A 14,258-nucleotide genomic window follows, 5' to 3' on the forward strand; every position below is an offset into this window, starting at 1 on the left:
CCCGCGCCGCAGGCACCGTCGAACCCGGCCCCGCCGGCGCAGAACCAGCCGCCCGCGGCATCCGGCCAGCCGATCGACTACTTCGCGAGCGGGACGGCACCGTCGGCCCCGGCGGGCAGCGCCCCGATCGACTACTTCAACACCCCCGCGCCGCAGCAGAACCCGGCCCCGCAGCCGCCGGCGCAGCAGCCCTTCACGCCGACGGCACAGCTCGCGGGCCAGCAGCCGGCGGCCGGGTCGGGCGAGATCAGCCTGACCAAGAACAAGCGCGTCGACCTCACCAAGGGCCAGAAGGTGGTGCTGCGCAAGGACGGCGGCGTCCAGCTGACGCGGATCGCGATGGGCCTCGGCTGGGACCCGGTGCGCAAGCAGGGCCTGTTCGGCTCGAAGGCCAAGGACATCGACCTGGACGCCTCGGTCGTGCTCTTCGCCGGGCAGCAGCCGGTGGACGTGGTGTACTTCGGCCAGCTGCGGTCGAAGGACGGCTCGATCCAGCACCTGGGCGACAACCTCACCGGCGCGGGCGACGGCGACGACGAGGTGGTCAACGTGGACCTGCCCGCGGTGACGCCGCAGGTCACCTCGCTCGTCTTCATCGTGAGCTCGTACCAGGGGCAGCGCTTCGACCAGGTCGACAACGCCTACTGCCGGCTCGTGGACTCGACCACCGGCGTCGAGCTGGCGCGGTTCGCGCTGGCCGGCGGCATGCCGTACACAGGGATCGTCATGTGCACGATCACCCGTCAGGGCGGGGAGTGGAAGCTGCAGGCGATCGGCGAGTGCATCAACGCCAAGACCCCCCGGGACGCGATCCCGCAGCTCGCGCCCTTCCTCGGCTGAGAACGAGCGTGGGATCGTGCCCGCTCAGCGGACACGATCCCACACACGCCGGAACCGCTAGGACTACACGGGTTCCGCGGCGACCTTCTTGGTGCGGGCGTACAGCGCGACGCAGATCGCCGCGAACAGCACGACGCCCAGCGCCTCGCCCCAGTGCAGCCAGCCCTCGCCGATGAAGGGCAGCGCCAGCGGCTCGTCCTTGTCGGTGGCGACGACGATGCCCGCGTAGATCACGCCGAACAGCGACTCGCCCACGATCAGGCCGGTCGCCAGCAGCGTGCCCAGGCGCTTGCGCCCCTCGGCGGCCTCACCGGTCGCGGAGCCGTCCGCCCAGCGGTTGTAGAAGTAGCCCAGCAGGGCGCCGACGGGGATCATCAGCGTCACGCTCATCGGCAGGTACATGCCCATGCCCACGGCCAGCGGCGGCAGGCGGAACTTCGAGGTCCGGGACAGCACCTCGTCGATGAGGATGACGACGGCGCCGATGATCGCGCCGAGGCCGATGAGGCCCCAGTCGAGATCGCCGCCGAAGACGCCCTTCGACAGGCTCGACAGCAGCGAGGCCTGCGGCGCCGCAAGGGCGCTCTCGCCCGCGCCCGGTGCACCGACGAAGCCGAAGCCCTCCTGCAGCAGGTCGAGCACCGGCGGGATGATCGCGGAGCCGAAGGCCACGCCGATCACGAGCGCCACCTGCTGCTTCCACGGCGTCGCGCCGACGAGCTGACCCGTCTTGAGGTCCTGCAGGTTGTCGTTGGAGATGGTGGCGATGCTGAAGATGATCGCCGCGGTGAACAGCGTGTACGCGACCAACGCGTTCGCGGTGTCGCCCTCCGACGGGCCCCAGACCGCGCGGATCAGCAGCGCCGCGGACAGCACGACGAGGATGCCGACGCCGGAGACGGGGCTGTTGGACGCGCCGATGAGGCCGGCCATGTAGCCGCAGACGGACGCGACCACGAGGCCGAGGACCAGGATGTAGACGATGCTCAGGGTGATGATGCCGCCGGCCTGGCCCTCGAGCGCGGTGCCGCTGGTGAAGGTCCACAGCAGCACACCGATCGGCACGAGGGAGGCGATCACGATGCCCGCCACGTACGGGAAGGGCATGTCGCGCTCGGTGATGTCGACGAGCTCGCCCTCGCGGCGCTTGCGGGAGGACGCGATCGAATCGGCGATGCCGCGCAGCACCGGGCCGAGGATCTTGATCAGGGTCCACACGGCGGCGATGGCGATCGCGCCGGCGCCGATGAGGCGGACCTCGGTGCTGAACGCGGTCGAGATGACCTTGGTGATGCTGCCCGTGTCCGGGAGATCGCCGGCGGTCCACATCGGCAGCAGCACGAAGTAGGAGATGACGAGGCCGACGATCATCGCGAAGCCGACGGTCACGCCGACCAGGTGGCCGACGCCGATGAGCGCGAAGGACAGGCCCGGCACGAACAGGGTGCCGCCGTTGCCGATCCGGAGCGTGGTCGACAGGCCCTCGGCGACGATCTTCATCTTGGCCAGCAGCGCGTAGCCCGCGGCCGCCAGCGAGCCGACGACGATGACCATCAGACCGCGCTTGTTCTCGTTCGCGCCCTCCGCGGTGTCGCCGACCTTGAGCACCTCGGCCGCGGCGACGCCCTCGGGGAAGGGCAGGTCCGAGCCCGTGACCAGGGCCCTCCGCAGCGGGATCGAGTACATGACGCCCAGGACGCCGCCGATCAGGCAGACGAGCGTGGTGGTCCAGTACGGGAAGTTCGCCCACCACCCGATCATCACGAGGCCGGGGAGGATGAAGACGATGGCCGAGAGGGTGCCCGCGGCCGAGGCGATCGTCTGGACGATGTTGTTCTCGACGATGGAGTGGTTCGCGAAGTAGCGCAGCAGCGCCATCGAGATCACGGCCGCCGGGATCGACGTGGCGAAGGTCAGGCCGACCTTCAGGCCCAGGTAGGCGTTGGCCGCGGTGAAGACGAGCGTGATGATGCCGCCGAGGATGACGGCGCGGGTCGTGAACTCGCGGACGCCGGATTTCGGCGCGGCGGGTACCGGTGTGGACATGGATGTATCCCTTCTCAAGGACGTGGCCGGTTCGGCCGAACGTGAAAACACTAGGTCCCAGCACGCGATCGCACGACTCGAACGCGCGAGGTCGTGTGTAACGGTCACGAGTCGTAGGGTGGAAGCGTGCGATTCGGAGTGGTGATCCTGCCCCAGTACCCGTGGCCCGAGGCGCGTCGGCGCTGGCGCAAGGCGGAGGCGCTGGGCTTCGATCACGCGTGGACCTACGACCACCTGTCGTGGCGCACCCTCGCCGATCAGCCCTGGGGCGCGACGGTCCCGCTGCTCACCGCGGCGGCCACCGCCACGGAGCGGATCCGGCTGGGCACCTTCGTCACCTCCCCCAACTTCCGCCACCCCGTCCCGTTCGCGAAGGACCTGGCCGGCGTCGACGAGATCGCCGGCGGCCGCCTGCTGCTGGGGATCGGCTCCGGCGGCACCGGATTCGACGCCTTCGTCCTCGGGCAGCCCGAGCTCACCCCGCGCGAGCGGCACGAGCGCTTCGTCGAGTTCACCCGCGACCTCGACGTGCTGCTCCGGTTCGAGCAGGAGGGCCCGATCTCCTTCGACGGTCCGCTATACCGCGCCGTCGGCGCGCGCATGGTCGGGGAGCCCGCGCAGGCGCCGCGCATGCCCTTCGTGCTCGCGGCGAACGGCCCGAAGGGGCTGCGCCTCGTGGCCGAGCAGGGGCAGGGCTGGGTCACCACCGGGCCCGACGGTGACGGCGGCGACGCCTGGTGGTCCCGCGTCGCCAGGCTGTCGAAGCGGCTCGACGACGCGCTGGACGCGGCGGGGCGCGACCGGGGCACCGTCGACCGCTACCTGTCGATCGACTCCGGCGGCACGTACTCCCTGAGCTCACCCGGCGCCGCCGACGACGCCGTGGGCCGCGCCGCGGAGCTCGGCTTCACCGACGTGATCCTGCACTGGCCCCGCGACGGCGAGCCCTACGAGGGCACCGAGGCCGCCCTGGACGCCTTCGCGGACCGCCACCTCACCGCCGGCGGCCACTGACCGCCGAGGGTTCGGCGCCGACTCGCTCGGGCTATTTCCTGTGGGTACCTAAATGTACTTTGGGCTTCCGTTACCGCGACTTTCCCTGACGCTCACGTCGCCCTGACACATTGACCGGGATTCAGCCACACAGATCCCGCTCAGCCCTCAGCCTCAGGGAGACCCCATGCGCCTGCCCAACCTGCGCCTGCTCACCGATCACGACGGTAAGTCGGCCCGCTCGCACACGACCTGCAAGTACAAGTGCGGCAACCAGTGCTTCCGCGAGCACGACAACCAGTCGGACAACGACTACTTCGGCGACATCACCCGGCGCACCGTGCTGCGCGGCGCGGGCGTGGCGGCGCTGGGCGCGGGCGCGGTCACCGTCCTCGCGGCGTGCGGCGACAACGGTTCCACCGGCGCGGGCGCCTCCTCCAGCGCGGCCGCGGGGAACGGCGCACCGTCGGAGAACGTGAACGCCCCCGGCCTGAACTTCAACGCCATCACCCCGAACAAGGCCGACGCCGTCACGGTGCCCGAGGGCTACGAGCAGGCCGTCGTCATCCGCTGGGGCGATCCGGTGATCCCGGGCGCGCCGCAGTTCGACTTCGACAACCAGACCCCCGAGGCGCAGGCGCAGCAGTTCGGCTTCAACAACGACTTCACGGATCTCATCGCCGTGGACGGCAAGCCGGACACCTTCCTCATGGTGTGCAACCAGGAGTACACGACCGGCACCGCGATGTTCAAGGGCTACAAGGAGGGCGATCCCACCGAGAACCAGGTGCGGGTCGAGATGGCCGCGCACGGCATCACCGTGGTCGAGGTCAAGGGCGAGCCCGGCTCGGGCAAGCTGACTCCCGTTCTGGGCGAGTACAACCGGCGCATCACCGCGTCGACGGAGTTCGAGCTGCGCGGCCCCGCCGCGGGCACCTTCTTCACCCGCACCGCCGCGGACCCCACCGGCACCCGCGTGCTGGGCACCATCGCGAACTGCTCGGGCGGCATCACGCCGTGGGGCACCATGATCTCCGGCGAGGAGAACTACACCAACTACTTCTCCGGCACCGACAAGCCGCCGCTGGACGGCCTCAAGGAGGGCTGGAAGCGCTACGGCGTGGGCAAGGACGAGGACGCCCACCACTGGATGAAGTACGAGGACCGGTTCGATCTGTCCAAGGAGCCCAACGAGATCAACCGCTTCGGCTACCTCGTGGAGGTCAACCCGCACGACCCGAAGTCGACGCCGATCAAGCACTCGGCCGTGGGCCGGATGAAGCGCGAGGGCGGCAACATCTACGTCACGCCCACCGGCGAGGTCGTCACCTACTGCGGCGACGACTCGAAGTTCGAGTACATCTACAAGTTCATCAGCTCGCGGAAGATCCAGCCGGGCAAGGGCGCCGCGGCCATGGAGTCGAACATGCGGATCCTCGACGAGGGCACGCTGTACGTCGCCAAGTTCGAGGGCCAGCAGGTGGAGAACGGCAAGGTCCCCGAGGGCGGCTACAAGGGCACCGGCAAGTGGATCCCGCTGCTCACCACCAAGGCCGACGGCAGCGCCGAGTCGCACGTCGACGGCATGCCGGCCGAGAACGTGGCGCTGTGGACCCGCGTCGCGGGCGACAAGGTGGGCGCCACCAAGATGGACCGCCCCGAGGACATCGAGCCGAACCCCAAGACCGGCAAGATCTACTGCGCGCTGACCAACAACAGCGACCGCGGCACCGAGGGCAAGGCCGGCATCGACACGCCGAACCCGCGCGTGAAGAACAAGAGCGGTCAGCTGCTCGAGATCACCGACAACCACACGGGCACCGAGTTCTCCTGGGACCTGCTGCTGGTGTGCGGTGACCCCGCCGCCGCCGACACCTACTACGGCGGCTTCGACAAGACCAAGGTCTCGCGGATCAGCTGCCCCGACAACGTCACCTTCGACTCCCACGGCAACCTGTGGATCTCGACGGACGGCACCAACGCCACCTTCGACAGCAACGACGGCCTGTTCGGTGTCGTCCTGGAGGGCAAGGACCGTGGCCTGACCAAGCAGTTCCTCACGGTGCCCTTCGGCGCCGAGACCTGCGGCCCCGTCGTGCGCGACAACCGCGTGCTCGTCGCCGTGCAGCACCCGGGCGAGACGGACGACGCCACCGCCGACAAGCCCACCTCGCACTGGCCCGACGGCGGTTCCAGCCAGCCCCGTCCGTCGGTGGTCGCGGTGTGGAAGAAGTCGGGGAACATCGGGTCGTAACCCCTCGCTCCTCCGGTCCGACGGTGCCGGGCTCGCCCACGGGCGGCCCGGCACCGTCGGATTTGTGCCTAGTATCGGGGCATGAATTCCGTGTCCGATGCGCCCGGCGCACCGTCGACCCCGCCCTCCGACGCCGAGGTGGACGACCTCGCCGCGCGACTGCGATCCCCCTTGCTGCAGCTCCACTTCCTCATGCGGCGCAACACGCCGGGACCGGATCTGACCCCGGCGCAGCAGTCCGCGCTGCAGAGCCTGCTGCGCCTCGGCCCCGTGCGGATGGGTGAGCTGGCGCGGTTCCTGCGGATCCGGCTGCCCTCCGCGACGAGCGCCGTCGACGGGCTCGAGCGCCTGGGACTGGCGCAGCGCACCCCCGACCCGGACGACGGGCGCGCGGTCGTGGTGCAGCTCTCCGAGCACGGCGAGCAGCTCACCTCGGAGCTCATCGCGGCGCGCAACGCTGTCCTCGCCGAGCACCTGCACGAGCTGACGGACGAGGACCGCCGGAACCTGGACCTGGCGGTGCCCGCGCTCAACAAGCTCATCGACCGCTACCGCGACGGCGACTGAGGAATCGATCACACCGACTTGTTCTTTACACGAGGTAATAGTTAGAATTTCGTAGTAACCCGAGAGGAGCTGCGATGACGACCACCGCCGAACGAACCCAGACAGAGCACGCGCACCCCAGCCTGCGCGACACCCTGTCCCATCAGCCCAAGGCGGTGTGGGTCACGGCCTTCGCCGCGGTGATCGCCTTCATGGGCATCGGCCTCGTCGACCCGATCCTGGTGTCCATCGCCGACTCCCTGCACGCGACGCCCAGCCAGACCACCCTGCTGTTCTCGTCCTACCTCGGCGTCCAGGTGGTCGCCATGCTGTTCATCGGCTGGTTCACCTCGATGTTCGGCGCGAAGCGCACCGTCATCGCGGGCCTGCTGCTCATCGTGATCGCCGCCGGGGCCTGCGCCCTGGCGAATTCGATCGGCGCCCTCGTCGCGTGGCGCGCCATCTGGGGCCTCGGCAACGCGCTGTTCATCGCGACCGCCCTGGCCGTGATCGTCGCCGCCGCCACCGGCGGCCAGCAGGGCGCGATCCTGCTCTACGAGGCCGCGCTCGGCGTGGGCCTGGCCGTCGGGCCGCTGCTCGGCGCCGTCCTCGGCGGCGTCTCCTGGCGCGGACCGTTCGCCGGCACCGCCGTCCTCATGCTGATCGGCGCCGTGCTGTGCGCGACGATGCTGAAGCCCGATGCGGCCGAGGCGAAGGAGAAGCGGCAGCGTGAGGGCACCGTCTCGCCGCTGGCCCCGCTCAAGGCGCTGCGCCAGCGCGGCCTGTTCCTCACCGGACTCGGCTCCGCGTTCTACACCGCCGCCTTCTTCACCATCCTCGCCTGGTCGCCGTTCGTGCTGCACCAGAGCGCGTACTTCGTCGGCGCCGTGTTCGTCGGCTGGGGCCTGCTGGTCGCCGTGAGCGGCGTGTGGCTCGCGCCGAAGGTCGCCGCCGCCCTCGGCGAGCGCACCGGCTCCATCGTGGCCGTGCTGGTCTACGGCGTGCTGCTGGTGGTCGCCGCCATCGGCCACGAGAACGTCGCGGTGGTCGTCACCGTCGTCGTGCTGTCCGGCATCCCGTCGGGCGTGCTGAACACCCTGTTCACGGGCACCGCGATGTCGATCGCCGACGCGCCCCGCCCCGTCGCCAGCGCCGGCTACAACTTCCTGCGCTGGGCCGGCGGCGCCCTCGCCGCGACCTTCGTGGCGCACTTCGCGAACTGGTTCGGCAGCCCCGCCGCCCCGTTCTACATCGGCGCGATCGCCTGCGTCGTGGCCGCCGTGGTCCTGACCCAGGTGCGCGGCAAGGACGCCGACTCCCACGAGGTCCCGGCCGAGGCCGCCCTCGTCGGCGACGCGGAGTTCTGAGCGCTCGTCCCAGACCCGAGAACCCCGGCGGATCCCCAGGATTCGACCGGGGTTCTCCCGTACCCGGGGCCTTCGGTAGCGTGACCGCATGACCGACGACGCCCGCCCCCTCGCCCTCGTCACCGGCGCCTCCCGCGGGCTCGGCGCGCACATCGCGCGCGGGCTCGGCGGCACGCACCGGCTCCTGCTCGGCGGCCGCCCCTCCCCCGCGCTGGACGGCCTCGTCGCCGAGTTCGACGATGCCGCAGCGTTTCCGGCCGACCTCACCGATCATTCCGCGGTCCGGGAACTCGTCGCACCGATCGACCGGCTCGACGTGCTCGTGCACAACGCCGGCGTCGGCCGCATCGGGCGGATCGAGGACACGTCCGCCGCCGACTGGCGGGAGATGTTCGAGGTCAACCTGCTCGCGGTCGTCGAGCTCACCCGCGCCCTGCTGCCGGCCCTCCGCGCCGCCGGCGGCCACGTCGTGCTGATCAACTCGGGCGCCGGCAAGCGCGCCAACCCCGGCTGGTCGGCCTACGCGGCCAGCAAGTTCGGACTCACCTCCTTCGCCGAGGCGCTCCGCGCGGAGGAGCCCGCGCTGCGCGTGACCAGCGTCTTCCCCGGGCGGATCGACACGGAGATGCAGCAGGGCATCTTCGCCGCCGAGGGGCGCGAGTACGCGACCGAGGGCCTGCTCCGCCCGGAGAGCGTCGCCCGCGCCGTCGTTCAGGCGATCGCGACCCCCGGCGACGCGCACCCCACGGAGATCGTGCTCCGGCCCCGCTGATCCCCGTGGCCGGGGTTCGCCGATGGGCGTAGGGTCGGGACGGTGAGCAGCGAGTCCTGGGCCGAGACGGACGACTACCTCGAGCGGACGGTCGCCGTCGACGCGGCCGCGTTCGAACCGATCCGCGCCGCGCAGGCCGCGGGCGGCCTGCCGGACATCGCCGTCTCCGCGACGCAGGGCAAGTTCCTCTACCTGCTCGCGTCCATCGCGCGCGCCGACCGGATCCTCGAGATCGGCACCCTCGGCGGCTACAGCACCGCCTGGCTGGCCCGGGCCGTCGTGCCGTCGGGGTCGGTCGTCACCCTGGAGTTCTCGCCCGAGCACGCCGCGGTCGCGCGGGCCAGCCTCGACGAGACCGGGCTGGGCGACCGCGTCGACATCAAGGTCGGTGCCGCGCTCGACACCCTGCCCTTCCTCGAGGGCCCGTTCGATCTCGTCTTCATCGACGCCGACAAGGCCAACAACCGCGCCTACCTGGATTGGGCTCTGCGGCTGAGTGTTCCGGGCACCGTCATCGTTCTCGACAACGTGGTGCGTCGCCTGCAGGACGAGGGGCCGGACGCCGACGGCATCCGCGGCGCCCTCGAGCGCCTCGGCTCCGACCCGCGGCTGGACGCCACCGCGCTGCAGACCGTCGGGATCAAGGGCTGGGACGGCCTGGCGATCGCCGTCGTGCGCTGATCAGGCGTCGCCTGCTGATCAGGACCGGTACGCGGGCAGCGTGATCGGGGACTTGTAGAGCGAGTTCACCCGCTCCCCCGCCAGCCAGTCCTGCAGCCGAGCGGCCTCCGCGTCGAGGGCCTTCCGCGCCGCGCGGGGCGTGCCGGGCGCGAGGACCAGCCCGACGGCGCCCTCGTCGTCCTGGACGTAGGCCCCGACGACGCGGCCTTCCCACCACGCCGTTGTGCCCGCGTTGCCGGCGCTGTCGTAGATCGCGGCGGCGAACCCGGGATCGAGATAGAAGGCGCGCTCCTTCCAGCCCATCGGCGTGGGATCCAGTGCGGGCAGGAGCGCGGCCCACGGCTCCACCGGCGCCACGGGATCCACGTCCTCCGGCAGCACCCAGCCGGTGCCGTCGCGCTCCAATCGCACGTGGACCGCGCCGATCTCGGCGAGCGCGGCGCGGATCGCCGTCTTGGTGGCGCCGAACCACCACACCACGTCCGTCTCCGTGACCGGGCCGAAGGCACGCAGGTACTCGCGTACCAGAATCGCGTAGGCCTCCGCCGGATCGATGCGCTCGGCCGGCCCGCCGAGCCACTCGTCGGCGCGGGACCACTGGTTCCGGTTCACCCGCCAGTGGCTCTCGTTGTGCCCACGCACCAGCGCCCCCGCCGCGCCGAGCCAGGTGAGAACCCTGGGCGCCAAGTGCATCTCGCCGCCGTACTTCTTGCCCTCCGACATCATCACCTTGCCGTCGAGCTCGGGCACCTGCTCGCGAAGCCGCACGGCGCTGAGCTCGCAGCCGCGGAGGGCGTCGAGGACCGCGGCGCGCGCCTGTGCGAGCCAGGCCTCGCCGTCGTCGGCGATGCCGCCGCGGACCGCGTCCTTGGCGATCTTCGCGTGCTCCTGGGCCGCGACGCGGTCCGACGGGCCGCTCAGCGCGGGGCCGTACAGATCGCGCGGGAAGACGAACATGGTGCGGCGCATGGCGAGCTGCTTGACGAGCGAGCGCTCCTCCCAGAGTTCGCGCTCGTACTCGTCACGGGCGAAGTCGTGCATCCGCGCGTGCACCGACAGGTACGGCGTCGCCGGCTCCGTGGCGTGCAGGACGCCGACGGCGCGCACCGCGTCCAGCACGGAATCGGTGCGATGCTGCGGCGCGAGGGCGTGGCGGCGGGCCATGCGAGCGCGGCGCTCCGCATCGTCGATCAGGCGCATCCGGCGCTCCCCTCATCCGAGGACTCCAGGCTAAGGCATCGCTGCCCCGCCGGAAACATGTTCGAGACTATTGCCCTCTCTCGCACACGAGCGTAGAATTGCAGTAGCGAAGGGAGGCGGCTCATGATCGATTCCGGCACTGCGGCTGACTATCTCGATGCGCTCGCCTCCTTCGAACAGGCCGCCGACCGCTTGGCCGCGATGAACCCCGTCATGCTGTCCTCGCAGGAGGTCCTCGGCAGCCTCCGGCGCCTCGAGCGCGCCGCGCGCACGGTCCCCAGCAGCCAGCACTGGCTCACCGAGGTGGCCATCGAGCAGGACCTGCCGGCCCAGCTCGGCTACACGGGCGCCAAGGAACTCCTGGTCGATCAGCTGCGCCTGGCGGGCGTCGAGGCACGGGACCGGATCCGCGGCGCCCGTTCGCGCGCGCCGCGGCAGGAACGCGGGCACGCTCCCGAGCCGCGCCTGCCCCTCGTCGCCGCCGCCCAGCGCGCGGGCACGCTGTCCGAACGGCACGCCCTGGCGATCGAGAAGGCCTTCGACACCTGCTCCCCCAAGCTCTCCCATCCCGACCTGCACGATCTGGAGGACATGCTGGTCACCGCCGCCGTCGGCGGGTGCACGCCGGAGGACGTCGTACTCCTCGGCCGGCGTGCGTACGAGCTCCTCGACCCCGACGGTGCCGAACCCTCCGCGGAGGACGTCGCCCGCAAGCGCGAGTTGACCGTCGGCAAGCAAGGCGACGACCTCATGTCAGCGCTCGGCGGGGTGCTCTCACCGGAGGCCCGCGCGCTGATGGACACGATGCTGGAGAAGCTCGCCCGCCCCGGCGTGAACAACCCGGCGGACGCGGAGCACCCCGTCGACATCGACGATGCAGAGGCCGTCGCCGAAGCGGCGAAGCGGGATCGACGAAGCGCCGTGCAACGCAACCACGACGCGTTCGTCGCGGCACTCCGGATCGTGATCGGCTCGGGTGCGCTCGGGCAGCACCGCGGGATGCCGTGCGTCCCGATCATCACCCTGGGGATCGATCAGCTCGAGTCCGAGACCGGCATCGCCACCACCGCCACCGGTGGTCGGCTACCCGTCGAGGACGCGCTTCGGATGATGGGCGCCAACCCCAAGTACGTTCTGCTGCTGGATGTCGCGTCGCGCCCGCTGTACCTCGGCCGCGAGAAGCGCCTGGCGTCCGCGGACCAGCGCATCGCCCTCTACGGATCCGAGAAGGGCTGCAGCGCACCACGGTGCGATGCGCCGGCCACCCGCTGCCAGGTGCACCACAAGACCGAGTGGCGCGACGGGGGCGCCACCGACGTCACGGTGCTGACCCTGGCCTGCGATGCCCACCACGGCAAGGTGGTCCCCAGTGACGACGAGGTGCGCCGCGGATTCGAGACCGTCACGCTGCCCGAGGGCGACGAGTACGCCGGCCGCACCGGGTGGCGCCGCACCGGCGATCCCACCGGCGAGTACCGCGTGAACCACTCGCACCACGCGGAGGAGCTCTACCGGCTGGCGCAGGAACACCACCGCCAACGGCACCAGCAGTACGCCGACGAGTGGCGCGCGCAGGACGAACGCGCCCTCTACCGTGACTTCGTGGGCACCATCCACGACGACATCGCCGCGATGCTGGACGGGCCGAATGGCCCTCCGCTGCTGGAGGACCTGCTCTCCGACCACGACGCCGACAACCATTGGCGCGAGGATCCGCCGTGCCAGCTCGCTGTCGTGGCATGACCCGAGGTGACATTCGGCGACTGTTCAGCCGCGCCGGCGGAGCGCACGGCGGGTCAGCACATCGGGGCCGTCGGCTCCGTGCAGGGGCACGTCCGCACGGGGCGGGCTCAGCGCGTACCGAGGGCTCCCAGGTTTCGGGTGAATCGACCCAGGCCCGGCCCGGTCAACTCCTCCAGGACGACGGTGCGGCCGCCCATAGCGAGCAGCAGCGCCTCGGCCGTGCCGCGGACCTCGGGCCCGCGGCCGAAGGACCAGTCGAGGTCGTCGGCGACGAGGCGCACTCCCCTGCCCCGGAGCGCGCCCCGCACCGGCGGCGCCCAGAGTGCGAAGTTCAGCGCCGGCCGGATGCGCTCCCCGGGGATCGTCCGCGGCAGGTTCAGCGGTCGGCGGACGTCCTGCTGGTGGATCATGCCGTCCAGCAAGGAGATACGGCACCCGAAGCCGGAGGTCAGTCCCGTGGGCCGCTGGTGTGCGCGGAGGGCGGACACGACGTCGCCGGTGGTGAGCCCGGCGAGCTCCGCGAGGCGTGTATCGTTCGAAGAACTGCCAGGATGCGCGCGGCCGGTGACCATGCGCTGCAGCGTCTCCCGCCCTGCGAGCAGGTCGTAGCTGATGTGGTGCAGCACCACGTCCCGGACGCTCCACCCCGGACACAGGCTGGGCGCACTCCACTGCGCTTCCGTGAAGCCCTCCACGAGTTCGAGCAGACTGCGCCGCTCCTCGGTCGCGAGGTCCGCCACGGATCCGATCACGGGTTCTCCTCCTCCGCGTGCCACAGATCGTCGTCCCGATCCTTGACGAAGATCCGGCCGCGAGGTTCCACTTCGACGACATCCGTGAGCCAGAAGGTGTCGCCCGGCGCCCACCCCGCGATCACCGAGTGCACCCCCGGCTCCACCTCGATCGCGGTGCCGCTCGCCGCCAGATACGCCCCGACCTGCAGGTGCGCCGCGTCGTACACCTGCGCCACCGACGCCCAGTCCGGCATGACCCAGCGGGTGTCCGCGAGGCCGGTGGTGCGGTACCAGTCGTGGCGCTTCGAGGCGGTCACCTCCAGCGGATACTCACGACAGAGATCCGCCCACACCGCTGCGGAATCGATCTCGAGTACCCGGCCGGCGCCACTGACGCCGTGCACCGTCGCCCGAGTCTCGCCTAGCCCGTCCTCCACCAGGTACAGACCGGTGGGGACGCACGCCTGCGCCGAACACGTCTGAATCAGCTGGTGCGGCGGACAGGACCACCAGATCGCGCTGTAGGCCGCACGCGGATCGCTCGGGCGTTCCACCGCCGCCCGTGCCTCCTCGGATCTGGTGTCCTCGGCCCACGTCGTGAGGACGGATCCCGCTGGCAGCCGAGCTCCTTCGCGCCAGCCCTCCCTGCGCACCTGGAACTGATCCGCAGCCATCGGATCCGTCCACCACTGTGCGATCGGAGACTTCGCGATGAGATCGGCGATTCCATTGATCTCGGGCGCGATCTCCGGTCTCGCCGCCAGAATTTGCGCGCCTTCGGGTTCCTGCCAGTACATGGCCTGCTCGACCGCAGTCTCGAGTGCGAGGTGCACAAAATGCTCCTCGACGTCGCAGACCGACGCCAAAGCCTCTTTCAGCGCGATCATCTCCGCACTCACATCGATCGGCTCATCGTCCCCGTCGCCGATCCGGAGCCGGACGGTCGGCCCCGGGTCCAGGTGATGACGCAGCTCGAATCGTGCTCGGGTAAGGGCAGGATCCGTGAAGGACGGCGTCTCCACGCACACCTGCCGACCGCGAGGGCCGGCCATGAGTTGCTCGGCGAGAGAACTCATGCCCGG

The 14,258-nt window shown here is 70.8% G+C and carries 12 protein-coding genes; 8 read left to right on the plus strand and 4 right to left on the minus strand.

Annotation, left to right across the window (positions count from 1 at the left end):
• A partial coding sequence (locus LB823_RS00005) for a TerD family protein (RefSeq protein WP_224644726.1) occupies positions 1 to 840 on the plus strand: 840 nt, incomplete at its 5' end.
• A 63-nt stretch (positions 841 to 903) separates the two neighbouring features.
• On the opposite strand, the gene LB823_RS00010 is transcribed toward LB823_RS00005, so the two are convergent.
• Positions 904 to 2,886, minus strand: coding sequence for an OPT family oligopeptide transporter (locus tag LB823_RS00010; protein WP_224644727.1), 1,983 nt, complete (start codon positions 2,884 to 2,886; stop codon positions 904 to 906).
• Between the two features lie 126 nt (positions 2,887 to 3,012).
• On the opposite strand from LB823_RS00010, the gene LB823_RS00015 reads away from it, so the two are divergent.
• The 6 genes from LB823_RS00015 to LB823_RS00040 all read left to right on the plus strand — a co-directional run bounded on the left by LB823_RS00015 (position 3,013) and on the right by LB823_RS00040 (position 9,499).
• Complete coding sequence (locus tag LB823_RS00015; RefSeq protein WP_224644728.1) at positions 3,013 to 3,900, plus strand: LLM class flavin-dependent oxidoreductase; 888 nt, start codon at positions 3,013 to 3,015, stop codon at positions 3,898 to 3,900.
• Between the two features lie 166 nt (positions 3,901 to 4,066).
• Positions 4,067 to 6,133, plus strand: coding sequence for a PhoX family phosphatase (locus tag LB823_RS00020; RefSeq protein ID WP_224644729.1), 2,067 nt, complete (start codon positions 4,067 to 4,069; stop codon positions 6,131 to 6,133).
• Between the two features lie 81 nt (positions 6,134 to 6,214).
• A complete protein-coding gene (locus LB823_RS00025) occupies positions 6,215 to 6,700 on the plus strand; it encodes a MarR family winged helix-turn-helix transcriptional regulator (RefSeq protein ID WP_224644730.1) in 486 nt (161 codons plus the stop codon).
• Positions 6,701 to 6,774: 74 nt separating this feature from the next.
• Entirely contained in the window at positions 6,775 to 8,046 is a 1,272-nt protein-coding gene (locus LB823_RS00030) for an MFS transporter (protein ID WP_224644731.1), read from the plus strand.
• Between the two features lie 88 nt (positions 8,047 to 8,134).
• Entirely contained in the window at positions 8,135 to 8,818 is a 684-nt protein-coding gene (locus LB823_RS00035) for an SDR family oxidoreductase (protein WP_224644732.1), read from the plus strand.
• Positions 8,819 to 8,860: 42 nt separating this feature from the next.
• Positions 8,861 to 9,499 carry an O-methyltransferase gene (locus LB823_RS00040; protein ID WP_224644733.1) on the plus strand — a complete coding sequence of 213 codons (639 nt, stop codon included), beginning with the start codon at positions 8,861 to 8,863 and terminating at the stop codon, positions 9,497 to 9,499.
• A gap of 18 nt (positions 9,500 to 9,517) precedes the next feature.
• Here the strand turns inward: LB823_RS00040 and LB823_RS00045 are convergent, their stop codons facing one another.
• The gene (locus LB823_RS00045; RefSeq protein WP_224644734.1) at positions 9,518 to 10,699 is read right to left on the minus strand and encodes a winged helix DNA-binding domain-containing protein; all 1,182 of its coding nucleotides are present in this window, start codon (positions 10,697 to 10,699) and stop codon (positions 9,518 to 9,520) included.
• Positions 10,700 to 10,822: 123 nt separating this feature from the next.
• On the opposite strand from LB823_RS00045, the gene LB823_RS00050 reads away from it, so the two are divergent.
• On the plus strand, positions 10,823 to 12,442 hold the full coding sequence (locus LB823_RS00050; protein WP_224644735.1) for an HNH endonuclease signature motif containing protein: 1,620 nt from the start codon (positions 10,823 to 10,825) through the stop codon (positions 12,440 to 12,442).
• Positions 12,443 to 12,549: 107 nt separating this feature from the next.
• Here the strand turns inward: LB823_RS00050 and LB823_RS00055 are convergent, their stop codons facing one another.
• Positions 12,550 to 13,194, minus strand: a complete 645-nt coding sequence (locus LB823_RS00055) for a maleylpyruvate isomerase family mycothiol-dependent enzyme (RefSeq protein ID WP_224644736.1) — start codon at positions 13,192 to 13,194, stop codon at positions 12,550 to 12,552.
• Positions 13,191 to 14,252, minus strand: a complete 1,062-nt coding sequence (locus LB823_RS00060; protein WP_224644737.1) for a hypothetical protein — start codon at positions 14,250 to 14,252, stop codon at positions 13,191 to 13,193. Before LB823_RS00060 ends, LB823_RS00055 begins: the two co-directional genes overlap by 4 nt.
• Positions 14,253 to 14,258 lie beyond the last annotated feature (6 nt).

Source organism: Tsukamurella sp. M9C (assembly GCF_020169415.1).
GTDB lineage: Bacteria > Actinomycetota > Actinomycetes > Mycobacteriales > Mycobacteriaceae > Tsukamurella.

Bases quoted from the DNA above. Each gene is read 5' to 3' on its own strand.
- LB823_RS00030 (WP_224644731.1), top strand. From the start codon at position 6,775: ATGACGACCACCGCCGAACGAACCCAGACAGAGCACGCGCACCCCAGC.
- LB823_RS00045 (WP_224644734.1), bottom strand. From the start codon at position 10,699: ATGCGCCTGATCGACGATGCGGAGCGCCGCGCTCGCATGGCCCGCCGC.
- LB823_RS00010 (WP_224644727.1), bottom strand. From the start codon at position 2,886: ATGTCCACACCGGTACCCGCCGCGCCGAAATCCGGCGTCCGCGAGTTC.
- LB823_RS00020 (WP_224644729.1), top strand. From the start codon at position 4,067: ATGCGCCTGCCCAACCTGCGCCTGCTCACCGATCACGACGGTAAGTCG.
- LB823_RS00060 (WP_224644737.1), bottom strand. From the start codon at position 14,252: ATGAGTTCTCTCGCCGAGCAACTCATGGCCGGCCCTCGCGGTCGGCAG.
- LB823_RS00035 (WP_224644732.1), top strand. From the start codon at position 8,135: ATGACCGACGACGCCCGCCCCCTCGCCCTCGTCACCGGCGCCTCCCGC.
- LB823_RS00025 (WP_224644730.1), top strand. From the start codon at position 6,215: ATGAATTCCGTGTCCGATGCGCCCGGCGCACCGTCGACCCCGCCCTCC.
- LB823_RS00050 (WP_224644735.1), top strand. From the start codon at position 10,823: ATGATCGATTCCGGCACTGCGGCTGACTATCTCGATGCGCTCGCCTCC.